Below are 21,615 nucleotides of genomic sequence, written 5' to 3'. Positions count from 1 at the left end.
AACCACACACCACTCGAAAACCCTCCAACCGGAGGACCCACGACCGGGGCATTTCGTCCACCGCACCCGCCGCTCTCGCGCCGGGCACTTTTACTACGTTACCCGGTGGTTTCTGCCGTGTCAAACCGGTGTCTCCCGGTTTGTCGTGCATCACCCTTTTGGCCGGGCACCACGACACCGCCGACTCGCGTCGGTCGCGTCGAGGATTTTCGGCAGGACGGCCGGTGGCGGTTTCCCGCTGGCCCGTCCGTTTCCCTGCCGGCCGTTAACCTTACCCGGTCGGTTTCGCCGCACCAAATCCGCCTCCCGGCGGATCCGGGGCACCGCCCGAGTCTCAGGTCCCACGCTCCGGCCTTTCAGGACTTTCGCCCTGTTTCGTCCGTTCCGCGTTGGCAGAGGAAAAGCTACGCGCCCGACGGATTCATCGTCAAATCCATCGGACGCGTCCCGCGTCACACCGTCGACCGCAGGCTATTTCCGCAGCTCAATCCCCGCAAACGAACGCTTGCCCCGGCGCAGCACCAGGTAGCGCCCGTGCAGCAGGTCGGCCGGGGAGACGGTCGCGTCCACCTCGGCCACCCGCGTGTTGTTGACGTAGGCGCCGCCCTCGGCGATCACCCGCCGGGCCTCCTTCATGCTCGGCACCAGGCCCGACTCCTTGAGCAGGCCGGCGACGTCCGGCAACTCGTCGAGGCGCACCAGGCCGGCCTCGGTGAGCGCGGCCCGCAGCGTCTCCGGTGCCAACTCGTCGAGCGCGCCCCGGCCGAACAGCGCCTGGCTGGCGGCCACCGCCTGCGTCACCTCGCGCTCACCGTGCACCAGCGCGGTCAGCTCCTCGGCCAGGGCCCGCTGGGCGGTCCGGGCCTGGGGGCGTTCCGCGGTGGCCTTCTCCAGCTCCTCCAGCTCCTCCCGGGAGCGGAAGCTGAAGTAGCGCAGGTAACGGGTGACGTCGCGGTCGTCCGCGTTCAACCAGAACTGGTAGAAGGCGTACGGGCTGGTCATCTCCGGGTCGAGCCAGATGGCGCCGGTCTCGCTCTTGCCGAACTTGGTGCCGTCGGACTTGGTGACCAGGGGCGTGGTGAACGCCTGCACCGGGCCGGCGCCGCGGCGGCGCACGTAGTCCACGCCGGCGGTGATGTTGCCCCACTGGTCGGAGCCGCCGTACTGGAGCTGGCAGCCGTGCCGGCGGTGCAGCTCGAAGAAGTCGTTGGCCTGGAGCAACTGGTAGCTGAACTCGGTGTAGCTGATGCCGCTCTCCAGCCGCGCCTTGACGACCTCCCGGGCCAGCATCTTGTTCACCGGGAAGTGCTTGCCGACGTCCCGGAGGAACTCCACCACCGACATCTGGCCGGTCCAGTCCAGGTTGTTGACCATCTGGGCCGCGTTGTCCCCGGTGTACGTGACGAACGGCGCGAGCTGGTCCCGGATGCGCTGGACCCAGCCGGCGACGACCTCGGGCGGGTTCAGCGTCCGTTCGGCGCTCTCCTTCGGGTCACCGATCTGACCGGTGGCGCCACCGACGAGCAGGAGCGGCCGGTGCCCGGCGCGTTGGAGCCGGCGGGCCGTGACGACCTGCATGAGGTTGCCGACGTGCAGGCTGGGGGCGGTCGGGTCGAAGCCCACATAGAACGTGGCGCCCGGGCCGTCGAGCAGCGCACGCAGCTCGTCCGGGCCGGTCGAGTCCTGGATCAGGCCCCGCCACAGCAGGTCTTCGGTCAGGGAGTCCCGCCCCTGCGGGAGGTTGCTGTCGGTCACGGTCACCGATTCTCCCCCATCGCCGGTCCGGGGCCGTACCGGGTTTGCCGCGACGGCGACGACTAGGCTGGCGGCGCCGCCGAGCACGAGGAGGAACCACGGTGGAGATGCTTGACGTGACCGGAGGGTTCGCCGCCCTGCTGGGGCTGAAGTTCGACGAGGTCAGCGGCGACCGGGTGGTGGTCCGGTGGCAGGTGCGCCCGGAGCTGCAGCAGCCGTACGGGATCCTGCACGGCGGCGTCCACTGCTCGGTGGTGGAGACGGTGGCCAGCGTGGGCGGCGCGCTGTGGCTGGGTGACCGTGGCCGGGTGGTCGGGGTGTCGAACCAGACCGACTTCCTGCGCGCGGTGCGCGACGGCGAGCTGACCGGGGTCGGCACCCCGGTGCACCGGGGACGCAGCCAGCAGCTCTGGCAGGTGGAGGTCACCGACGCGGAAGGCCGGCTGGTCTCCCGTGGTCAGGTGCGCCTACAGAACCTCACCACCGGGCAGGGCTGAGTCAGCCCGGGTAGGCGACGCGGCTGAGCTCGGGACGGGCCCGCACCAGTTCGTCCAGGCTGGACCCGAGCCGGGGTCCGAGGGTGCCGGCGTAGGTCGCGGTCAGGTGGTTGTTGTCCCGGTAGACGAGCACCCCACCGATTATCGGGGGGCAGCTCGCCGCCGGGCAGATCGCGTCGTTGAGGTTCAGCGCCACGACCCCGGGCAGGCCCGCGGCGGCGCGCTCCTGGCTGATGCTCAACGCCGCCGCGGTCTCCCGCGAGAACCCGCACTCGGTGAGCCGGTCCCGGTGCAGGGAGACACACTCCGGGATGTCGAAGTTGGGTCGCGGGGTGTCCCGCAGCCCCACCACGAGGGTGCCCGGCCCGGTCGCCGACGACCACGCCTGCCGCAGCGCGTCGACCCGCGCCTGGTCGTTCTCCGCCCCGTATAGCGGCCTGCCGCCGGGGGCCAACCGGTACTCGGAGCTCGCCGTGGCCAGGACCAGGTCGGGGCGGTCCGGCCCGGTCAGCGCGGCGCGGACGTTGTCGTTCCACACCTCGCAGCTCGGGAAGGGCTGGTTCTTAACGATCACCGGGGCGGCCAGGAAGGGGCACGACGACTTGAGGTAGGTGACCAGCCGCCAGCCGCGCTCCTCGACAACCCGTCGCAGGGCGGGGAACCACTGCGCGGCGTGCGAGTCGCCGACCAACGCCACCGCGAATTCGCTGTCCCGGTCGCCGTAGACGCAGGTGCGGGCGGGCGCGTCGGTGCCGCTGACGATGCACTTGGCGCCGTAGACCTCGGCGACGTCGGCGCGGGCCGAGGCCGGCTCCGGAACGACGTGGTCCACCTGCTCCACGCCGGGCACCGCCGCCGCCGGCCCGGAGGGCAGCGCGGCGGCGCCGGGCGCGGCGGCCGTCTGGTCGGGCCGCAGCGGGGCCGGGGCGAGACCGAACTGGAAGCCGAGCGCGGCAACCACCGGCAGCACGGTGCAGACCAGGCCGAGCCGCAGGGCCCGCGCCGGCTCGCCGGCGAGCCGGGGGCTGCGCCGCACCGGGTTCTCCACGAAGCGGTACGTCAGCGCGGCCGGCACGACGGAGAGAGCGACGACCGCCATCCCCTCGACGGCGCCCAGCTCACCCAGCCGGGCCCGCGCGACCACCAGCAACGGCCAGTGCCACAGGTACAGCGAGTAGGACAGCGCGCCGACGGCCCGCAGCGGGCGCAGCCCCAACAGCGCTTCGGGGCCGGTCCGGCCGGCGGTGAAGCCACCGGCGATGATCGCGGCGGTGCCCAGGGTGGGCAGCAGGGCTGCCCAGCCGGGAAAGGCGGTCAGCGGGGTGATCACCAGGCCAGCGGTGACCACCGCCGCGAGCCCCACCCAGCCCAGCGCCGCGGCGACCGGCCGGGGCAGCCGGCCCAGCCCGGTGGCGGTCACGGCCAGGACGGCGCCGACGACCAGCTCCCACAGCCGGGTGGTGGTCACGAAGTACGCGCGGGCCGGCTCGGCGGCGCTGAGGTACACCGACCAGAGCAGGGACGGCACCCCGATCAGGGCCAACCCCACCAGGGCCAGCGGACGCAGCGGCCGACGGCCGGCCCCCCGCCCGGCCAGGCGGGCCGCGAGCGCCCCCGCGGCGATCAACAGCAGCGGCCAGATCAGGTAGAACTGCTCCTCCACCGCGAGCGACCAGAAGTGCTGCACCGCGCTCGGCGCGTCGTCGGCGTGCAGGTAGTCGACCGCCTGGGCGGCGAGCCGCCAGTTCATCACATAGAGGCCGCTGGCGATCACGTCCCCGGCGGTGTCCCGCCAGCGCAGCGGCGGCAAGAGCAGCAGGGTCAGCAGGAGGGTGGTGAGCAGGACGACGACCACGGCCGGCAGTAGCCGCTTGGCCCGGCGGGCGTAGAAGCCGACGAGCGAGATCCGGTCGGTGCGCTCCAGTTCGGCGAGGAGCAGTCCGGTGATCAGAAACCCGGAGATGACGAAGAAGACGTCGACACCGACGAAGCCGCCGGGCAGGAAGGGCACGCCGGCGTGACCCAGCATCACCAGGAGCACCGCCAGCGCGCGGATGCCCTCGATGTCGCGGCGGAAACCGCGCTGGGGCGTACGCGCGTGGCGGTCCGGGGCCATCAGGGGTGTCCTCCGAGGTCCTGCGGCGTCCCGGCGAGGGGGATCGGCGCTGCTGCCAGGTCCGGCGGCGACTGTAACAGGGGCCCGGCGGCCGCCTCATCCGCCACGACGCCGGCGGGATCCGCCGATGCGGGGGCGGGCAGCGGCGGTACGGGCTATGGTCGCGGCGATGGGACCGCCACCCGGGCCGCCGACGTGAGGAAGCTGCTCGCCGCCACCCTGGGCGTGCTGTCGGCCATCGGCGGGTTCGTCGACATCGGCGACCTGGTGGCGGCCAGCCAGGCCGGCGCGCTGTTCGGCATGGCCCACGCCTGGGTGCTGCTGGCCGGCGTGGTGGGCATCTGCGCGTACGCCGACATGTCCGGCCGGATCGCGGCGGTGAGCGGACGGGCGGTGTTCGACCTGGTCCGCGAGCGGCTCGGGCCGCGGGTGGCGCTGCTCAACCTGGTCGCGTCATGGCTGGTCACGGTGGTCACGCTCGCCGCGGAGCTGGGCGGGGTGGCGCTGGCGCTGCAACTGGCGAGCGGGGTGAGCCACCTGCTCTGGGTGCCGCTGGCCGCGCTGGCGGTGTGGCTGGTGCTGTGGCGGATGCGCTTCGAGCTGATGGAGCGGGTCTTCGGCCTGGCCGGGCTGGCGCTGCTGGTCTTCGCGGTGGCGCTCGTGGCGTTGCCCACCGACTGGGCGGAACTCGGCCGCGGGGCGTGGCAGATCAGCTCGGCCGGGCACGGCTGGCCGCTGTACTGGTTCGTGGCGGTGGCGTTGTTCGCCTCGACGGTCAGCCCGTACGAGGTCTTCTTCTTCTCCTCCGGCGGGGTGGAGGAGCGGTGGAGCGCGGCCGACCTGGCGCGCGCCCGCTCGAACGTGCTGATCGGCTTCCCGATCGGCGGGTTCCTGGCGTTGTCGCTGATCGCGGTGGCGACGGTGGCCTACCACCCCACCGGGGCCTCGCTGGGCTCGCTCGACGAGGTGGCCCGGCCGGTGGCGACCGCGTTGGGCGGCGCCGGCCTGGTCGCCGCCGTGCTGGCGTTCTTCGCGGTCACCTTCGGCGCGGCGCTGGAGACCGGATTGTCGGCGGCGTACGCGGCGGCGCAGTACTTCGGGTGGCAGTGGGGCAAGCGGGTCAGTCCCCGGGAGGCGGCCCGGTTCCACAGCGTCCTGCTGGTCGGCCTGCTGCTCGCGGTGGTGATGCTGATGACGACCGTGGACCCGGTGCGGTTGACCGAGTACATGCTGGTGCTGAGCGCGGTGGTGCTGCCGCTGACCTACCTGCCGATCCTGGTGGTGGCGAACGACCGCACCTACCTCGGCGACCGGGTCAACGGGTGGTGGGCGAACCTGCTCGGCGCGGTGTTCCTGCTGCTCATCGTCGCCGCCTCGGTGGCGGCGATCCCACTGGCGATCGTGACGGGGATGGGGCGATGAGGGTCCAGCTCGCCAAGCAGCTGCTCGACCGGCAGATCGTCGACGTCGAGGGCCGGCTCGTCGGTCGGGTCGACGACGTCGCGTTCGCGGTGGACGACGAGGGCTACCCGTACGTGGACTGCCTGCTCACCGGGCAGGGGGCGCTCGGGCAGCGGATCGGCGGCCGGATCGGGCGCCTGCTGGTGGCGGTCGCCGACCGGTTCACCGAGGATCCGCCGGTGCCGCCGCTGCGCGTACCGCTGGCGAGCGTCGCCCGGGTGGACAGCGCGGTACGGCTGCGGTGCCGGGCGGCGGAACTGCCGCCCGCGCCGGTGGAGACGTGGCTGCGGCAGCACCTGATCGAGCGGATCCCGGGGGCGTACCGTGCGAGCGGGTGAGCTGCTCGGGCGTACCGCCTACGACCTGCACGGGCGGCGTCTCGGCCGGGTGGTGGACGTGGTGGTGCGCGGTGGCTGGCCGCCGGACCGGCTGCGGATCACCGACGTGATCGTCGCCGCTCACTGGTGGACCCGGGTGACCAGCCGGCTGATCGGGCCGGAGCTGCATCCCGCCGGGCCGTGGTTGCTGCGGGTGGTCGCCCGGCTGGTCGGGCGCAGCACCCACCAGGTGCCCGCGGACGCGGTGCGGCTGCGACCACCGGTGCCCGGCTTCCCGTTCGGCCGGCCCACCGAACGGCGCTGAGCCGGAGCGACACCCAGTCGCGGGGCCGCAGCGACGCCGAGTCGCGGGGGCCGCAGCGACACCGAGTCGCAGGGGCCGGAGCGACACCGACCCGCCGCGGGGCCCGACCGGCGCTGCCCCAGGAACGGGCGCCGGCCGGCACCGGCCGGCGCTGGGTCCGGTGCGTCAGTGACGCGCCTCGTCGAGTTGCTCGGCGGCGTCCGCCGGGTCCGCGGCGGACGGGGTGTCGTCCGCGGTCGGGGTGTCGTCGGTGCCGTCGCTGCCGTCGGTGCCCTCGCTCGGCTCGCGACGGGGGCGGCGGCGGATGTGCACCTCGGTGATGGCTCGCTGGTCGACCTCGACCACCGTCAGCTCCCAGCCGTCGACGGTGACCTGCTCCCCCGCCACCGTCGGGATGTGTCCGAGGCAGATCAGCACCAGCCCGGCGACCGTGGTGTAGTCACCGGCCGGCCGGTTGGGCAGCTCCACCCCGAGGTCGGTGAGGTCGTGCACCGGGAAGGTGCCGGGCAGCACCAGCGAGCCGTCGGCCTCGGTGCGGACCGCACGCAGGTCCCGGTCGGTCTCGTCGTAGATCTCGCCGACGATCTCCTCGAGGATGTCCTCGAGCGTGACGATCCCGTCGACCGCGCCGCGTTCGTCGACCACCAGGGCGATGTGCTGGCGCTCGGCCTTGAACTGGCGCAGCGCGTCCACCACGGGCAGCGAGTCCGGCAGCAGCATCGGCGGGCGGGCGATCTCGTCGACCGGTCGGTCGTCCGGGACGCCGACCAGGTCACGCAGGTGGAGGACACCGACCGCGTCGTCCAGACCGCCGTGGCGGACCACGGGCGCCCGGGAGTGGCCGGTCGCCGCGAGGACGAGCCGCGCGGCGTCCGCGGTGGTGCCGCTGTCGAGCGTGAAGACCTGCAACCGGGGTACGAGGACGGCACGCAACTGCCGGTCGGCGATCTCCACGGCACCGGCGATGATCGTGCGCTGTTCCTTGGTGAAGCCGTGGTTCCCGGCCACGATGTCGCGCAGCTCGTCGGGGCCGATCTCGTCGGGCTCGTGCTTGGGGTCGAGGCCGACGAGGCGGACCACCGTGTCGCTGGTGGCGCCGAGCAACCAGACCGCCGGTCGGGTCACGCTGGCCAGGATGTCAAGCGGCCGGGCCACGACAAGCGCCCACCGCTCGGCGGACTGCATGGCGATGCGTTTGGGCGCCAGCTCGCCGAAGACGAGCGTCACGAACGTGAGCACCAGGGTCACCGCGACGATGGCGACCGTCTCGGCGGCGTTGCCGAAGACGCCGAGCAGCGGCACCAGCGGCCGGGCCAGGGAGACGGCCGCGGCGGCGGAGGCCAGGAACCCGGCGAGGGTGATGCCGATCTGAATGGTGGCCAGGAACCGGTTGGGGTCCTTGGCGAGCCGGGCGAGGGTCCGGCCGCCGCGGCTGCTGCGCTCCAGCCGTTGCAGCTGGCTGTCCCGCAGCGAGACCAGGGCCATCTCGCTGCCGGCGAAGGCCGCGTTGACGATCACCAGCACACCGACCAGGGCCAGTTGGCTCCAGTAGCTCTGCACGAGCGCTTCTCTCCCTCGGCCCGATTGACGTCGGCGATGGCCGACTCGCCGGCCGGTGGGCCCGGTCGGCGTTGCCCCACTGTGCCCCGTGGGCCCACGCCTGAATCCTGGCTCGCCCCCGCACCCGGCCGGCCCGGCTCAGGCCGGGTCGGGTAGGTCGAGCACGTACGCCCCGCCCTCCGGGCGGAAGCCGAGCCGGTGGTAGTAGGGGGCGACCATACCCGGTGGGGAGACCACGCGGCGGAAGCCCCGGTCGGTGAAGAGCCGGCTGCGCCGGTAGACGAACTCGCCCGGGGTGAAGTCACGGAACGGCGGGGTCACGTAGTCCAGGTCGATCTGGGCCACCCCGCCGGCCTCGGCGTGCGACACCATCACGCCGACCACCTCGTCGGAGCGGACCACCAGGAACGCCGAGCGGCCGGGCGCGGCCGGGTCCCACCGGAAGGTCGGGTTGAACCGGGCGATGTCGGTGGCGTGCACCCGCAGCGTGTGTGCCAGGAACGCGTCTCCGGTGCCCACCTCGACCACCTGGTAGGTCCGCTCGTCGTGTCGGGTGGCCAGCAGCTTGCGCAGGTACCACAGGTTGATCACGGTGAGCACCACGTTCAGCCCGACCATGGGCCAGACGTGCACGGCGGCGTTGTAGCCGATCAGGATCAGGCAACCGACCAGGTTGAGCGCCCGCAGCCGCAGGATGCGCGTCTGCAGCAGGGACCAGACCAGCAGCGCGGAGCCGGCCCAGCCGACGAGTTCCAGCCAGTTCACCCCGGGGAGACTAGTGGTTGCCCTGGTCAGCCGCCTCGGCGGGCAGCTCCAGCACCCACTCCTGCACCTCCGCGCCGCGGCCCGGAGCGTACCCGGAGTCCTCGCCGACCACGACGAAGCCGCACTTGCGCAGCACCGCGAGCGAGGCGGCGTTGTCCTTCGCGGCGCGGGCACGCACCGGCCGCCGCGGCAGCTCCCGCAGCAGCGCGGTGAGCCCGGCGGTGGCGTGGCCGCGGCCCCAGCGGGCCGGGTCGATCCAGTAGCTGACCTCGGTCTGCTCGTCGACCGGGAACGCCGCCACGTGGCCGACCACCTCGCCGCCGGCGACGATCGTGCGGTTGACGATGCGCTCGTCGGCGCGGATGCGCGCCCAGTGCGCGTCGAACGCCGCCCGGTCCGACGGATCCTTCGGCCCGAACGCGGCCATCCAGTTGGCCTGCGGATCCTGCTCGTGGGCGAAGAACACGGGCAGGTCGTCATCGCGTACCGGCCGGAGTTCCACCTCGGGATTCATGGCCGGGAAGGATACGCGGACCCACCGACAGCGATCGGGACCTCCGGCCTGTCACGTGTCCCGTCCGGCCCTACGGCCACGGCCGGCAGCGCCGGTATGAAGAAGGAGGAACGACGCAGTCGAGGAGGCCGGACCATGCCGGCGTACGTCTACGACTTATCGAGGGTGACCGTCGAGGCAGGCACCGGCGCTGGCGCATCCGATACCCGTCAGGAGGGCAGCACCATGACCGCCATCTTCAACCCGACCGGGCTGAACACCGTACCCCCGGTCCCCCGCCCGGCGACGCCGGCCGACGACCCGACGCCCGCCCCGGCGGTCCCCGGGCCGGTGGGGCCGGTGCTGGAGCTGCCCGGCGCGGCGCTGGTCCCGGTCACCCACGCCGGTCGCCCGGTGGGCGCGTTCGTCCTGGCCGACGGCAGGGTCCGCTACCGCCGGGTGGTCGACCCGGACCAGTTCGTCGCGGCGGCCACCGGCGCGTTCGCGGTGGCCGCGCTCACCGCCGCCGTGGCGGTGTGGTCGCGCCGCCGCCCACCGGCGGTGCACACGGTCACCATGGGCCCGGGCGGCTGGCTGAGCATGCGTGGCCTGCCGGCCTCCCGCCCCGACCACCGTCCCTGGTGGGCGCGCCTCCTGCACGCCCATCCCCTCCCCCGCTGACCCCTGACAGGAGCGATCATGAGCGGCAACCAGCGCACCGTGGAACCGTGGCGGGGCTTCCGGGACGGGCCGTGGCGCGACACCGTCGACGTGGCGGACTTCGTCCGCCGCAACCACGAGCCCTACGCCGGGGACGCGTCGTTCCTCACCGGGCCGACCGAGCGCACGCTCGCGGTCTGGGACCGGCTCCGGGCGATGTTCCCGGAGGAGCGGCGCCGCGGCGTGTACGACGTGGACGCCGCCACCCCGTCCGCCATCACCTCGCACGGCCCCGGCTACGTCGACCGGGAGCGGGAGCTGATCGTCGGGTTGCAGACCGACGCGCCGCTGCGCCGGGCGATCATGCCGGCCGGTGGGCTGCGGATGGTGGAGACCGCGCTGCGGGCGTACGGGCGCGAACCCGACCCGCGGGTGCACGAGATCTTCACCAGGTACCGCCGGACCCACAACGACGCGGTCTTCGACGCGTACCCGTCGGACGTGCTGGCCGCCCGACGCTCGCACGTCATCACCGGGCTGCCCGACGCGTACGGGCGAGGCCGGATCATCGGCGACTACCGGCGGGTGGCGCTCTACGGGGTGGACCGGCTGATCGCCGAGCGCCACGCCCACAAGGCGGCGCTGGACCGCCGGCGCAGCACCGACGACGTGATCCGGGACCGCGAGGAACTGGCCGAGCAGATCCGCGCGCTCGGCGAGCTGAAGGAGATGGCCGCCGGGTACGGCTTCGACATCTCCCGCCCGGCGGCCACCGGCCAGCAGGCGATCCAGTGGCTCTACTTCGCCTACCTGGCCGCGACGAAGGAGCAGAACGGCGCCGCCATGTCGCTCGGCCGCACCGCCGGCTTCGTCGACGCCTACCTGCGGCGGGACATCGCCGAGGGCCGGCTGGACGAGACCGGCGCGCAGGAGCTCGTCGACGACTTCGTGATCAAGCTGCGGATCATCCGGTTCCTCCGCACCCCCGAGTACGACCAGCTCTTCTCCGGCGACCCGACCTGGGTCACCGAGGCGCTCGGCGGGATGGGCGCGGACGGCCGGCCGCTCGTCACCCGCACCACGTTCCGCTACCTGCAGACCCTCTACAACCTCGGCCCGGCGCCGGAGCCGAACCTGACCGTGCTCTGGTCGCCCCGGCTGCCGGACGGCTTCAAGCGGTTCTGCGCGCAGGTGTCGCTGGACACCAGCGCCATCCAGTACGAGAACGACGAGCTGATCCGTCCCGCGTACGACGACGACACCGCGATCGCCTGCTGCGTCTCGGCCTTGCGGGTGGGGCGGGACATGCAGTTCTTCGGCGCCCGCGCGAACCTGGCCAAGGCGCTGCTCTACGCGATCAACGGTGGCCGGGACGAGCTGACCGGCGAGCAGGTCGCCCCGCCGACCACCCCGGTCGGCGGGGAGACGCTCGACCACGACGAGGTCCTCGCGGCGTACGACCGGACGCTGGACTGGCTCGCCGAGACGTACGTGGACGCGCTGAACGTGATCCACCACCAGCACGACAGGTACGCGTACGAACGGCTGGAGATGGCGCTGCACGACCACCCGGTGCGCCGGTTCATGGCCACCGGCATCGCCGGCCTCTCGGTCGCCGTGGACAGCCTCTCGGCCATCCGGTACGGCCGGGTCAAGGTGCTGCGCGACGCCACCGGGCTGGCCGTCGACTACGCGGTCGAGGGCGAGTTCCCCACGTACGGCAACGACGACGACCGGGCCGACGAGATCGCCGTGTGGTTGGTCGAGACGTTCGCGGCGAAGCTGCGTCGCCAGCACACCTACCGGGACGCCGAACTGACCATGTCGGTGCTCACCATCACCTCGAACGTGGTCTACGGCCGGCACACCGGCAACACCCCGGACGGGCGGCGGGCCGGTGAGCCGTTCGCGCCCGGGGCCAACCCGATGAACGGCCGGGACACCCACGGCCTGGTCGCCTCGGCGCTGTCGGTGGCGAAGCTGCCGTACGACGCGGCCCGCGACGGCATCTCGTTGACCGGCACGGTCACCCCGGACGGCCTGGGGCACACCCGCGCCGAGCGGATCGCCAACCTGGCCGGGGTGCTCGACGGCTACACCGACGCCGGCGGGTTCCACCTCAACGTCAACGTCCTGGACCGGGCCACGCTGCTCGACGCGATGGCCCACCCGGAGCGGTACCCGCAGCTCACCGTCCGGGTCTCCGGGTATGCGGTGAACTTCGTCCGGCTCAGGCCGGAGCAGCAGCGGGACGTGGTGTCCCGGACGTTCCACGGGTCGCTGTGACCGGCCGGCCCCCGGCGGCGCCGCTGTCGGCGCCGCCGGTCCTCCACGGGGCGGTGCACTCCTGGGACACGTCGGTCGGGGTGGACGGGCCCGGCACGCGCTTCGTCGTGTTCCTCGCCGGCTGCCCGCTGCGTTGCCGGTACTGCCACAGCCCGGACACCTGGTACGGGCGCAGCGGCCGGCGGCGCACGGTGGACGAGATGGTCGCCCAGATCGCGCGGTACCGCCGGTTCGTCCAGGTGGCCGGCGGGGGCGTCACGATCAGCGGCGGCGAGCCGCTGCTCCAGCCGGCGTTCACCGGGGCGCTGCTGCGCCGCTGCCGGGCGCTCGGCCTGCACACCGCGTTGGACACCTCCGGGTTCCTCGGCGACCGCGCCGACGACGCGCTGCTGGACGCCACCGACCTGGTGCTGCTGGACGTGAAGGCGGGCAGCCCGGCGACGTACCGCCGGGTCACCGGCACCGGCCGGCTCGCGCCGACGCTGCGGTTCGCCCGCCGACTGGCCGACCGGGGTACGCCGATGTGGATCCGGTACGTGCTGGTGCCCGGGCTGACCGACGCGGTCGACGAGGTGGCCCGGGTGGCGGACGTGGCCGCCGGGCTGGCCGGCGTGCAGCGCGTCGAGGTGCTGCCGTTCCACCGCCTCGGCGCGCACAAGTACGCCGAGCTGGGCCTGGCCTTCCCCCTCGCGGGCACCGCGCCGCCCGATGCGGAGTTGCTGGCCCGGGTACGCGGGCAGTTCGCCGCCCGTGGCCTGACCGTCACCTGATCCGGTGCGTACCGCACCAGCAGGAGGAGCATGTCGATCGCACGGTCGCGCCGCCGCCCCCGCCCGGCCTGTCCGGGCCCGTTGGTCGTCCGCCGCCGGACCGACCCGGATCAGCTCGCCACGGACCCGGAATAGCCGTACAGGTCCAGCAGCCGGACCCGGGACGCCTGGAGGCGGTCCACCACCACGCTCATGAACCGTTCGGTGAGCTGCCGGCCCAGCGTGTCGTCGGACTCCATCAGCCGGCGCACCCCCGCCGCGTCGAACTCGACCGCCGTGCCGCGCCGGGTGGCCACCGCCCCGAACTGCCAGCGGTAGGGCGGGAAGAGCCAGGACCAGCCGAGCACCCCACCCGCGCCGATCGTCTCGATGCCCACGTCACCGCGACCGGGCACCGGGAAGTCCAACGCCACCTGGCCGCTGCGGACCAGCCAGAACCGCTCGGCCGGCTGCCCGGCCCGGAACAACCGGTGCCCGGGATGCCAGGCCACCGGGCGGGCGTGACCGGTGAGCCGAGGCAGCCACCCGTCGGGCAGCCCGGCCAGGAACGGATGCACGCGCAGCATCTCCAGCGGGGTCATGACGCCTCCACGATCGACAGCGGCGAACCGTGGTTCCATCCCACCCGTTCGCGTGCCGGCGCGGCAGGGCCGATGGTCCCGTACCGGGTGCGTGGCGGCGCGGTCGATCGGGATGGGGGGCGGCCACAATGGCGGGAACCGACCGGAGGGGACACACCGATGAACCGACCCGTCGTGGCGGGGGTGGACGGATCACCGTCCAGCCTGGCCGCCGCCGACCAGGCCGCCGCCGCCGCGGTGGCACGCTCCCGGCCGCTGCTGCTGGTGCACGGCTACCTGCACCCGCTCGGGTACGGCGTGCCGCTCAACCCGTACGACGTCGGGGTGCCGGCGCCCACCGCGGAGGCGGAGAAGATGCTCGAACGGGTGGCTGCCGACCTGGCCGACCGGCACCCGGGGCTGCGGGTGGAGGTCCGCCAGGTCGCCGGTGGTCCGGGCGCGGCCCTGGTGGAGGAGTCGCGCCGGGCCGAGCTGGTGGTGGTGGGCAGCCGGGGCGTGGGCGGCTTCACCGGGCTGCTGCTCGGCTCGGTGGGCGGGCAGCTCGCGCAGCACGGGCACTGCCCGGTGCTCGTCGTCCGCCCCGCGGAACAGCCGATCCCCGTGGGCGGTCCGGTGCTGGTCGGGGTGGACGGCTCCGAGTCCGCCGGGTACGCCGTCGAGCTGGCCGCGGACGAGGCCGACCGCCGCGACGCCGAGCTGGTGCTGGTGCACGTCGCCGCGCCGGAGCGCGACGCGACCGGCCCGCGGGCCGCGGCCGGGGCGGACGCCGCGGACCGGGCCGAGGCCGCCGAGCTGCTGAGCGCCGCAGCCGAGCGGATCCGGACGGCGCACCCGGGGCTGCGGGTGACCGAGCGCGCCATGGTCGACGCCTCGCCGGAGACGGCGCTGCGGGACGCGAGCGGGGAGGCGTCGTTGGTGGTGGTCGGCTCCCGGGGGCGGGGCGGCTTCGCCGGGCTGCTGCTCGGCTCGGTCAGCCAGGCCCTGGTGCAGCACGCCCACTGTCCGGTGCTTGTCGCCCACCCACCGTCGCCGACCGGCGACTGACGCCGGTCGGGTCAGGCCGGGTCGCGGCCGGCGAGCAGGTCGGCGAAGTCGGTGGTGAGGGCGAACGGGTCGGCCGGGCCGGCCGCCGGGGGCCGGCGGTCCACCTGCTCGGCCAGCTCGGCCGCCGCACGGCGGATGCGGGCCCGCAGCGCGCTGTCGCCGTCGTCGCCGGCCCAGTCCTCGGGCGCGGCGAAGACCGCCGTCGGCAGCGTCACCGCCCGCAGGTACGTGAACATCGGCCGGACCGCGTGTTCCAGCGCCAGCGAGTGCCGGGCGGTGCCGCCGGTGGCCCCGAGCAGCACCGGCGTGCCGGCCAGCGCCTCGGAGTCCACCACGTCGAAGAAGGACTTGAACAACCCGTTGTAGGACGCGTTGAAGATCGGCGTCACCGCGATCAGCCCGTCCGCCGCCGCGACGACGTCGAGCGTCCGGCGCAGCGCGGCCGGCGCGAAGCCGGTGAGCAGATGGTTGACCACGTCGTGGGCGTGTTCGCGCAGCTCCACCGGGCGCAGCTCCACGTCCGCGCCGCGGCCGGCCAACTCGTCGCGGGCAGCCGCGGCGAGCTGGTCGGCGAGCAGCCGGGTGGATGAGGGCTGGCCGAGACCGGCCGAGACGACCGCGAGGGTACGCCGGGTCATCGCCCCTCCCCCGCGGTCGCGGCGGCGTCGACGGTGGTCGTCACGGCGTCGCGGGCGGCCAGGAGGCTGGCGTGGGTGGGCGCCTCGGGCACGTGCGCCGGACGCATCGAGTCGAACTCCTTGCGCAGCACCGGGACGACCTCCTCACCCAGCAGGTCGAGCTGTTCCAGCACGGTCTTCAGCGGCAGGCCGGCGTGGTCCATCAGGAAGAGCTGCCGCTGGTAGTCGCCGACGTACTCGCGGAAGCCCAGCGTGCGGTCGATGACCTGCTGCGGGCTGCCGACGGTCAGCGGCGTCTCCCGGGTGAACTCCTCAAGCGACGGGCCGTGCCCGTAGACCGGGGCGTTGTCGAAGTACGGCCGGAACTCGCGTACCGCGTCCTGCGAGTTGCGGCGCATGAAGACCTGCCCGCCGAGGCCGACGATGGCCTGGTCGGGCGTGCCGTGGCCGTAGTGCGCCCAGCGCTGGCGGTAGAGGCCGACCATCCGCTGGGTGTGCTCCTTGGGCCAGAAGATGTGGTTGGCGAAGAAGCCGTCGCCGTAGTAGGCGGCCTGCTCGGCGATCTCCGGGCTGCGGATCGAGCCGTGCCAGACGAACGGCGGTACGCCGTCGAGCGGGCGCGGGGTCGAGGTGAACGACTGCAACGGCGTGCGGAACTTACCCTTCCAGTCGACCACGTCCTCCCGCCACAGCCGGTGCAGCAGGTCGTAGTTCTCGATGGCGAGCGGGATGCCGTTGCGGATGTCCTGCCCGAACCACGGGTAGACCGGGCCGGTGTTGCCGCGACCCATCATCAGATCCACCCGGCCGTCGGCCAGGTGCTGGAGCATCGCGTAGTCCTCGGCGATCTTGACCGGGTCGTTCGTGGTGATCAGCGTGGTCGAGGTCGACAGGAGCAGCCGTTCGGTGCGCGCGGCGATCCAGCCGAGCATGGTGGTCGGCGACGACGGCACGAACGGCGGGTTGTGGTGCTCGCCGGTGGCGAAGACGTCCAGGCCGACCTCTTCGGCCTTGAGCGCGATGGCGGTCATGGCCTTGATCCGGTCACGCTCGGACGGCAGCCGCCCGGTGGTCGGGTCGACGGTGACGTCACCGACGGTGAAGATTCCGAACTGCATGACCAGCTCCTCGGGTGAAAGCCGGACCGGTCGGCCCGGCATCGCACCGCACAACCTATTTGACGAGTCAACTATTCCGGCACCCGCCACCCCCGCCGTGGCCCGGCTCACCCGGCAGCCCGGCCGCTCCCCGTACGATGATCCTGCTGACGGGACGCCTTGCAGGACATCGATGGCCCGCACGTTCACCGCTGCCGTGCACCAGGAGGACGACTGGTATGTCGCCCGCTGCTTGGAGATCGAGGTCGCCAGCCAAGGGGAAACAGTCGACGCGGCTCTGATCAACCTTCGCGAAGCCGTCGAGGCATACCTGGAAGAAGTCGAGAACCCGGAGATCGAGACCACGCCGTTGGTGACGTTCTTCCAGGCCGGGCGAGCGGCGTGAGCCCACGGATCTGACTCCGTCGGAGTTCCTCGAACTCTTGCGCTGACCCGTGCATCTTGAGCAGATCCACCTGCGGTTCGGCAGATACGCTTGCCCGCCATGACGTCGTACCCCTGGCTCGACGCGCCGGCCGCGGAGATCGCAGCCACCGCGCGGACCCTGCTCGGTTGGACCGTGTCGGCGAACGGCGTCCGCGTCCGGCTCACCGAGGTCGAGGCGTACGCCGGCACCGGGGCGGATCCGGCCTCGCACGCCCACCGTGGGCCGACGCCGCGCAACCGGGTCATGTTCGGGCCGGCCGGGCACGTCTACGTGTACTTCGTGTTCGGCATGCACTGGTGCGCGAACATCGTCTGCGGGCGCGACGGCGAGGCGGCGGCCGTGCTGCTGCGCGCCGGCGCCGTGGTGGACGGGATCGAGACCGCCCGCGAGCGCCGTCCCCGCGCGAGCGACCGGGATCTCGGGCGCGGGCCGGCCCGGCTGGTCACCGCACTCGGCCTCGGCCGGGACGCGAACGGCACCTCGGCGGTCGACGGCACCGGACCGCTGCTCCTGGCCGCGCCGGAGAGCCCGGTCTACCCGGCGCGGATCGCCGCCGGCCCCCGGGTCGGTGTCGCCGCCGCGCACGACCTGCCCTGGCGGTTCTGGTTGATCGACGAGCCGAGCGTGAGCGCCTACCGCCGGCACACCCCGCGCCGCCGCCAACCGGCGACCCCGTAGCGGCCCCACCACCGCCCCTCACCCTTCCTCGCACTGATCATGAGGTTGACGGCATCAACAGAGATCAACATCGCCGCCAACTTCATGATCACCTTTCTCTAGCGATCCTGAGCGGGTTGTGCGGTTGGGTGCTACAGGTGGCGGGGAGTCTGCGCCTGGTCACTTGTCGAAGCCGTCCACGCAGCCAGCTCGCCCGACCCCACCTGGCCGGGCGGCCGACCGATCAGATGATCATGTGCCCCGACCGCCAGGTGACGCTCCCGAAGCGTCAAGCGTTGCGCGGCAGTGGCGAAGCGATCTCAGCAACCCCTGTGCGCTCCTGGTGCGTCTCACTCATGGGAGAGCACGGGGTTACGCACGAATGGCTTTCAACAGGGTGTTGACAACAGGCCATTCTCGGGTGTGGGATGGACGGCATGGTCACCGTGGACAACGACCCGTTCACCGCTCCGGATGCTGCCCAGGCCCGGGCCCACCGCAACTACGCGGCGCTGCTGCGGATTGCCGAGCGGCACGCCGGCACCAACTCCCGGCGTCGGCGCTACGCGCACCCCGACGTGCCCGACGCCTACGAGGCGGCCACGCTGGTGATGGCCCTCGCCGGCGGGGCCGAACTGGACGCGGGCGAGGAACCTGTCGACCAGGCCGACCTGATGGCCGCGCTGACCCTGATCCCGCATGTGCGGGCGGAGGTGGACGTGTTGGAGGCCGGGCTGCTCCAGGTGGCCCGCAGCCGGGGCATGACCTGGCAGGCGATCGCGTTCGGGCTGGGGCTGGGCAGCGCACAGGCGGCCCGGCAGCGCTACGAGCGGCTCACCGTGCGCACCGGCACCGGCGACTGACCGGGCCGACGAACTGTCACAGCCGCGGGTGAGACTGTGCCGGACGAGGGCACGGGAGGACGCGATGACGCGCGACGAGATGCTTGCCTACTGCCTGGCCAAACCGGGCGCCTGGCTGGACCGGCCGTGGGAGGCCGACGAGGTGGCGAAGGTGGGCAGCCGGATCTTCGCCTTCCTCGGCGCTCCCGACGGCGAGGCCCGGATCTGGGTCAAGTGCGGCCCGTCGCGCGAGGTGGCCGACGAGTGGCTGCACCGGTTCCCGGACGACGCCCGCCCCTCCCCCTACATCGGCCGGTCCGGCTGGAACGCGCTGCGCCTGACCGGCGGCATCCCGGACGACGACCTGATCGACGCGGTGGACGGGTCGTACGACGCGGTGGTGGCCAAGCTGCCGAAGCGGGAGCGGCCGACGGGCTGAGGTTCCGATCCGGCCCGGGCCGGGCGGCGAACCGGGGCGCGCGACTCTATCCTCGTTCCGTGCGGTACGCCGACCTCACCTTCGCGCAATGGAACGACCTGCCCGACGACGCGGCCCGCCGGGTCGCGGCAGGAATCGCGGACCGGCACGGCCTCACCCCGCTGGGCCTGGAGGTAAGGGCCTACGTGGGGCGTTCGCACCGGGTGGCCCGGTTCGACCGCGATGGAATGCGGTTCGCTCTCGTCCCCGGCGGGCGGCCGACGCTCGGTTACGACGGGTCGCGCTTCCGGCCCGACCCGGGCCAGTCGGCCGACTACGCCGAGAGCGCCGACGAGTACGGCCTGCCGCCGCTGAACGAGTTCGTCGACGCGATGACGACGCCGGAACGGGTAACGGAGCTGCCCGCGATGCTGGTGGCGGTGGACGCGTACGACCCCTGCCAGATCCTGCTGGAGCCGGACGACCCCCGGGTCCGCGAACTGGTCGCCACGGTCGAGCCAGGAATCGGCGGGAGGAGGACCTTCGAACCCGACGGCGGGCTGCACGTCGAGTTCGACCGGGCCGGGCGGGTGACTCGGGCCCGGCTGACACGGCAGGTCTCCTACGACGAGGCGATGGCCGGGATCGAGAGCCTCGGCCTGCGGACGGCCACACCGGACGAGTGGGAGTGGGCGTGCGGGGCCGGCGCGGCGACGTTGTTCCGCTGGGGCGACGACCACCCCGTTGACGCCTATCCGTCCAGTCTCCGGGTCGGGCCGCACCGGGAAGAGAATCTGTGGGGCCTGGCAATCGGGCAGGATCCCTACCGGCAGGAGGCGACGACCGAGCCGACGGTGGTGTGCGGCGGCGACGGTGGGGGTGCCACGTGCGGCGGCAGCGGCTTCTTCCTGGGCTGGCTTACCCTCGCGACCGCCTACCGGGACGACGACTTCGGCCGCTGGTTCGCCTCGGACGACGGGTACGCCGACGAGATCCTCACCCGGCCGGTCATCGAGCTGAGCTGACCGGCCGATCCGGCTGGCGGAGGCGGGCGCCCGAACGGCGGGGTGCGCTGCCGTGCCAGAATCCCGAGCCGTGTCCCATCCACCCTTACAGCCGTACCCGCCCACGCCCGGCGGGGGCACGCCTCTCGTCGCGTACCCCGTCCGATCGCGCCAGCTGCCGATGACGGCGTTGGCCATCAACCAGGCACGCGGCCAGGGCAGCATCAGCGGGTCGGCCGAGTCATAACCGAATTCGTGGAGCTGTTCACCGACATGAAATTAAAGCAGCACTGAACCGCAAGTACGGGATGCGGCCGATCAGTTCATGGAGAACGCGACGACGACTGTCACCTGAGCGCGTACGAAGCTTGTCCGGGGCGGGCGGCGGGCACCCGCCCCGGACATGGTGTACTCAACGGGGAACGACCTGCTCGGCGGCCCAGTCCCGCCAACCGGCCAGCTTGTCCGCGGCGGCGGCGAGCTGGTCGGCGACCGGCCCGGGGCCGGTGGAGCCGGGGGTGATGCGGGCGGCCAGGGCCGAGCGCACCGAGAGCACGTCGCGCACCGACGGGTCCAGGTGCTCGCTCACCGCGGCCAGGTCGGCGTCGGAGACCTCGTCCAGCTCGCACTCCCGGGCCGCGCAGAGCGCCACCAGCTTGCCGGTGATCTCGTGTGCGTCGCGGAACGGCACGTGCCGGCGGACCAGCCAGTCGGCGACCTCGGTGGCGAGGGAGAAGCCCGACGGGGCGGTGGCCGCGAGCCGGTCCACCCGGACCGTCATCGTGGAGATCATCCCGGCCAGCGCGGGGAGCAGCAGCTCAAGCGTGTCGACCGCGTCGAACGCCGGCTCCTTGTCCTCCTGCATGTCCCGGTCGTAGGTCATCGGCAGGCCCTTGAGCATGGTGAGCACGCTCATCAGGCCGCCGACCAGCCGGCCGGACTTGCCGCGGGCCAGCTCGGCGATGTCCGCGTTCTTCTTCTGCGGCATGATCGACGAGCCGGTGGCGAACGAGTCGTCGAGCTCGACCCAGCCGAACTCCTGCGACGTCCAGAGCACCACCTCCTCGCCGAGGCGGGACAGGTGCACGCCGGTCATCGCGGTGACGAAGAGGAACTCGGCCACGAAGTCCCGGTCGGCCACCGCGTCCATCGAGTTGGCGAACGAGGTGCGGAAGCCCAGCTCCTTGGCGACCGCCACCGGGTCCAGCGGCAGCCCCGAGCCGGCCAGCGCGCCGGCGCCGAGCGGGCTGATCGCGGTCCGCTCGTCCCAGTCGCGCAGCCGCTCCAGGTCGCGCAGCAGCGGCTGCACGTGGGCGAGCAGCCAGTGCCCGAACGTCACCGGCTGGGCGTGTTGCAGGTGGGTCATGCCCGGCGCGGCGGTGTCCACGTGCCGCTCCGCCTGCTCGACGAGCGCCTCGGCCAGCTCGACCAGCCGGGCGGCCACCCCGCGGGCGTGGTCGCGCAGATAGAGCCGCAGGTCGGTGGCGACCTGGTCGTTGCGGGAGCGGCCGGCGCGCAGCTTGCCGCCGAGGCTGCCCAGGCGTTCCAGCAGGCCGCGCTCCAGGGCGGTGTGCACGTCCTCGTCGTCAATGGTGGGACGGAACGCCCCGGAGGCGCAGGCGGCCTCCAGGTCGTCCAGCGCGGCCAGCATCCGCCCGAGTTCGTCCGGGTCGAGCAGGCCGGCGCCGGCGAGGACCCGGGCGTGCGCCCGGGAGCCGGCGATATCGTACGGGGCGAGGCGCCAGTCGAACTGGACGCTCACCGACAGCCGCGCGAGCGCCTCGGCGGGACCGCCGGCGAACCGGCCTCCCCAGAGGCTCGTCCGGTTGGTGGCGGCGCTGTTCTCGGTCAGGCTCTTGTCGTCCACCCCACCCATTGTGG

The 21,615-nt window shown here is 73.1% G+C and carries 22 protein-coding genes; 13 read left to right on the top strand and 9 right to left on the bottom strand.

The features are described 5' to 3' along the window. Positions 1-471: 471 nt before the first annotated feature. Entirely contained in the window at positions 472-1,755 is a 1,284-nt protein-coding gene (gene tyrS, locus O7613_RS06695; RefSeq protein ID WP_282294493.1) for a tyrosine--tRNA ligase, read from the bottom strand. Between the two features lie 107 nt (positions 1,756-1,862). Here tyrS and O7613_RS06690 point away from each other — a divergent pair, with 107 nt between their 5' ends. Beyond that, positions 1,863-2,252: a PaaI family thioesterase gene (locus O7613_RS06690; protein ID WP_282294491.1), complete on the top strand. Its 390-nt coding sequence runs from the start codon at positions 1,863-1,865 to the stop codon at positions 2,250-2,252. Position 2,253: 1 nt separating this feature from the next. On the opposite strand, the gene O7613_RS06685 is transcribed toward O7613_RS06690, so the two are convergent. Further along, a complete protein-coding gene (locus tag O7613_RS06685; RefSeq protein WP_282292775.1) occupies positions 2,254-4,368 on the bottom strand; it encodes an acyltransferase family protein in 2,115 nt (704 codons plus the stop codon). A 195-nt stretch (positions 4,369-4,563) separates the two neighbouring features. On the opposite strand from O7613_RS06685, the gene O7613_RS06680 reads away from it, so the two are divergent. The 3 genes from O7613_RS06680 to O7613_RS06670 are packed head-to-tail and all read left to right on the top strand — an operon-like array spanning position 4,564 to position 6,471. Continuing rightward, the gene (locus O7613_RS06680; protein ID WP_282292773.1) at positions 4,564-5,790 is read left to right on the top strand and encodes a divalent metal cation transporter; all 1,227 of its coding nucleotides are present in this window, start codon (positions 4,564-4,566) and stop codon (positions 5,788-5,790) included. Continuing rightward, positions 5,787-6,167: a hypothetical protein gene (locus O7613_RS06675; protein ID WP_282292771.1), complete on the top strand. Its 381-nt coding sequence runs from the start codon at positions 5,787-5,789 to the stop codon at positions 6,165-6,167. The genes O7613_RS06680 and O7613_RS06675 overlap by 4 nt, the downstream gene beginning before the upstream one ends. Continuing rightward, positions 6,154-6,471 (top strand): PRC-barrel domain containing protein, encoded by a 318-nt coding sequence (locus O7613_RS06670; protein WP_282292769.1) that lies wholly within the window; start codon positions 6,154-6,156, stop codon positions 6,469-6,471. Before O7613_RS06675 ends, O7613_RS06670 begins: the two co-directional genes overlap by 14 nt. A gap of 165 nt (positions 6,472-6,636) precedes the next feature. On the opposite strand, the gene O7613_RS06665 is transcribed toward O7613_RS06670, so the two are convergent. From O7613_RS06665 to O7613_RS06655, 3 genes are all read right to left on the bottom strand, one after another. Then, positions 6,637-8,031, bottom strand: coding sequence for a hemolysin family protein (locus O7613_RS06665; RefSeq protein ID WP_282292767.1), 1,395 nt, complete (start codon positions 8,029-8,031; stop codon positions 6,637-6,639). 138 nt (positions 8,032-8,169) lie between these two features. Next, on the bottom strand, positions 8,170-8,796 hold the full coding sequence (locus O7613_RS06660; protein ID WP_281583661.1) for a hypothetical protein: 627 nt from the start codon (positions 8,794-8,796) through the stop codon (positions 8,170-8,172). Positions 8,797-8,806: 10 nt separating this feature from the next. After that, positions 8,807-9,310 (bottom strand): GNAT family N-acetyltransferase, encoded by a 504-nt coding sequence (locus tag O7613_RS06655; protein ID WP_282292765.1) that lies wholly within the window; start codon positions 9,308-9,310, stop codon positions 8,807-8,809. Positions 9,311-9,535: 225 nt separating this feature from the next. Here O7613_RS06655 and O7613_RS06650 point away from each other — a divergent pair, with 225 nt between their 5' ends. From O7613_RS06650 to pflA, 3 genes are read left to right on the top strand one after another with little or no spacing between them, the layout of a single operon-like run. Next, the gene (locus O7613_RS06650) at positions 9,536-9,970 is read left to right on the top strand and encodes a hypothetical protein (protein WP_282292763.1); all 435 of its coding nucleotides are present in this window, start codon (positions 9,536-9,538) and stop codon (positions 9,968-9,970) included. An 18-nt stretch (positions 9,971-9,988) separates the two neighbouring features. Next, the gene (gene pflB / locus O7613_RS06645; protein WP_282292762.1) at positions 9,989-12,235 is read left to right on the top strand and encodes a formate C-acetyltransferase; all 2,247 of its coding nucleotides are present in this window, start codon (positions 9,989-9,991) and stop codon (positions 12,233-12,235) included. After that, positions 12,232-13,005, top strand: coding sequence for a pyruvate formate-lyase-activating protein (pflA, locus tag O7613_RS06640; RefSeq protein ID WP_282292760.1), 774 nt, complete (start codon positions 12,232-12,234; stop codon positions 13,003-13,005). The genes pflB and pflA overlap by 4 nt, the downstream gene beginning before the upstream one ends. A 110-nt stretch (positions 13,006-13,115) precedes the next feature. On the opposite strand, the gene O7613_RS06635 is transcribed toward pflA, so the two are convergent. Beyond that, entirely contained in the window at positions 13,116-13,586 is a 471-nt protein-coding gene (locus O7613_RS06635; RefSeq protein ID WP_281583667.1) for a cyclic nucleotide-binding domain-containing protein, read from the bottom strand. Positions 13,587-13,745: 159 nt separating this feature from the next. On the opposite strand from O7613_RS06635, the gene O7613_RS06630 reads away from it, so the two are divergent. After that, positions 13,746-14,630 carry a universal stress protein gene (locus tag O7613_RS06630; protein ID WP_282292759.1) on the top strand — a complete coding sequence of 295 codons (885 nt, stop codon included), beginning with the start codon at positions 13,746-13,748 and terminating at the stop codon, positions 14,628-14,630. Between the two features lie 11 nt (positions 14,631-14,641). Here O7613_RS06630 and O7613_RS06625 read toward each other — a convergent pair whose 3' ends face one another. After that, the gene (locus O7613_RS06625; protein ID WP_282292758.1) at positions 14,642-15,268 is read right to left on the bottom strand and encodes a CE1759 family FMN reductase; all 627 of its coding nucleotides are present in this window, start codon (positions 15,266-15,268) and stop codon (positions 14,642-14,644) included. Then, a complete protein-coding gene (locus O7613_RS06620) occupies positions 15,265-16,386 on the bottom strand; it encodes an LLM class flavin-dependent oxidoreductase (RefSeq protein ID WP_281583670.1) in 1,122 nt (373 codons plus the stop codon). Before O7613_RS06620 ends, O7613_RS06625 begins: the two co-directional genes overlap by 4 nt. A gap of 172 nt (positions 16,387-16,558) precedes the next feature. Here O7613_RS06620 and O7613_RS06615 point away from each other — a divergent pair, with 172 nt between their 5' ends. The 5 genes from O7613_RS06615 to O7613_RS06595 all read left to right on the top strand — a co-directional run bounded on the left by O7613_RS06615 (position 16,559) and on the right by O7613_RS06595 (position 19,755). Further along, positions 16,559-16,771 carry a type II toxin-antitoxin system HicB family antitoxin gene (locus O7613_RS06615; protein WP_282292757.1) on the top strand — a complete coding sequence of 71 codons (213 nt, stop codon included), beginning with the start codon at positions 16,559-16,561 and terminating at the stop codon, positions 16,769-16,771. 99 nt (positions 16,772-16,870) lie between these two features. After that, complete coding sequence (locus O7613_RS06610; protein ID WP_282292756.1) at positions 16,871-17,491, top strand: DNA-3-methyladenine glycosylase; 621 nt, start codon at positions 16,871-16,873, stop codon at positions 17,489-17,491. A 416-nt stretch (positions 17,492-17,907) separates the two neighbouring features. Next, positions 17,908-18,333: a DNA-binding protein gene (locus O7613_RS06605; RefSeq protein ID WP_281583672.1), complete on the top strand. Its 426-nt coding sequence runs from the start codon at positions 17,908-17,910 to the stop codon at positions 18,331-18,333. Between the two features lie 64 nt (positions 18,334-18,397). Beyond that, positions 18,398-18,751 carry an MmcQ/YjbR family DNA-binding protein gene (locus O7613_RS06600; protein ID WP_281583673.1) on the top strand — a complete coding sequence of 118 codons (354 nt, stop codon included), beginning with the start codon at positions 18,398-18,400 and terminating at the stop codon, positions 18,749-18,751. Between the two features lie 59 nt (positions 18,752-18,810). Next, positions 18,811-19,755 (top strand): hypothetical protein, encoded by a 945-nt coding sequence (locus O7613_RS06595; protein ID WP_282292754.1) that lies wholly within the window; start codon positions 18,811-18,813, stop codon positions 19,753-19,755. A gap of 391 nt (positions 19,756-20,146) precedes the next feature. Here the strand turns inward: O7613_RS06595 and argH are convergent, their stop codons facing one another. Continuing rightward, entirely contained in the window at positions 20,147-21,610 is a 1,464-nt protein-coding gene (gene argH / locus O7613_RS06590; RefSeq protein WP_281590362.1) for an argininosuccinate lyase, read from the bottom strand. Positions 21,611-21,615 lie beyond the last annotated feature (5 nt).

The sequence above is a fragment of the Micromonospora sp. WMMD975 genome, from assembly GCF_029581215.1.
Lineage (GTDB): Bacteria > Actinomycetota > Actinomycetes > Mycobacteriales > Micromonosporaceae > Micromonospora.
This window is presented reverse-complemented; position numbering and strand designations above follow the sequence as displayed.

Excerpts from the sequence above, each read along its gene's own strand:
- O7613_RS06690 (WP_282294491.1), top strand. The coding sequence starts at position 1,863 with ATGCTTGACGTGACCGGAGGGTTCGCCGCCCTGCTGGGGCTGAAGTTC.
- O7613_RS06685 (WP_282292775.1), bottom strand. The coding sequence starts at position 4,368 with ATGGCCCCGGACCGCCACGCGCGTACGCCCCAGCGCGGTTTCCGCCGC.
- O7613_RS06675 (WP_282292771.1), top strand. The coding sequence starts at position 5,787 with ATGAGGGTCCAGCTCGCCAAGCAGCTGCTCGACCGGCAGATCGTCGAC.
- O7613_RS06655 (WP_282292765.1), bottom strand. The coding sequence starts at position 9,310 with ATGAATCCCGAGGTGGAACTCCGGCCGGTACGCGATGACGACCTGCCC.
- O7613_RS06650 (WP_282292763.1), top strand. The coding sequence starts at position 9,536 with ATGACCGCCATCTTCAACCCGACCGGGCTGAACACCGTACCCCCGGTC.
- pflB (WP_282292762.1), top strand. The coding sequence starts at position 9,989 with ATGAGCGGCAACCAGCGCACCGTGGAACCGTGGCGGGGCTTCCGGGAC.
- O7613_RS06635 (WP_281583667.1), bottom strand. The coding sequence starts at position 13,586 with ATGACCCCGCTGGAGATGCTGCGCGTGCATCCGTTCCTGGCCGGGCTG.
- O7613_RS06630 (WP_282292759.1), top strand. The coding sequence starts at position 13,746 with ATGAACCGACCCGTCGTGGCGGGGGTGGACGGATCACCGTCCAGCCTG.
- O7613_RS06625 (WP_282292758.1), bottom strand. The coding sequence starts at position 15,268 with ATGACCCGGCGTACCCTCGCGGTCGTCTCGGCCGGTCTCGGCCAGCCC.
- O7613_RS06620 (WP_281583670.1), bottom strand. The coding sequence starts at position 16,386 with ATGCAGTTCGGAATCTTCACCGTCGGTGACGTCACCGTCGACCCGACC.
- O7613_RS06615 (WP_282292757.1), top strand. The coding sequence starts at position 16,559 with ATGGCCCGCACGTTCACCGCTGCCGTGCACCAGGAGGACGACTGGTAT.
- O7613_RS06610 (WP_282292756.1), top strand. The coding sequence starts at position 16,871 with ATGACGTCGTACCCCTGGCTCGACGCGCCGGCCGCGGAGATCGCAGCC.
- O7613_RS06605 (WP_281583672.1), top strand. The coding sequence starts at position 17,908 with ATGGTCACCGTGGACAACGACCCGTTCACCGCTCCGGATGCTGCCCAG.
- O7613_RS06600 (WP_281583673.1), top strand. The coding sequence starts at position 18,398 with ATGACGCGCGACGAGATGCTTGCCTACTGCCTGGCCAAACCGGGCGCC.
- argH (WP_281590362.1), bottom strand. The coding sequence starts at position 21,610 with ATGGGTGGGGTGGACGACAAGAGCCTGACCGAGAACAGCGCCGCCACC.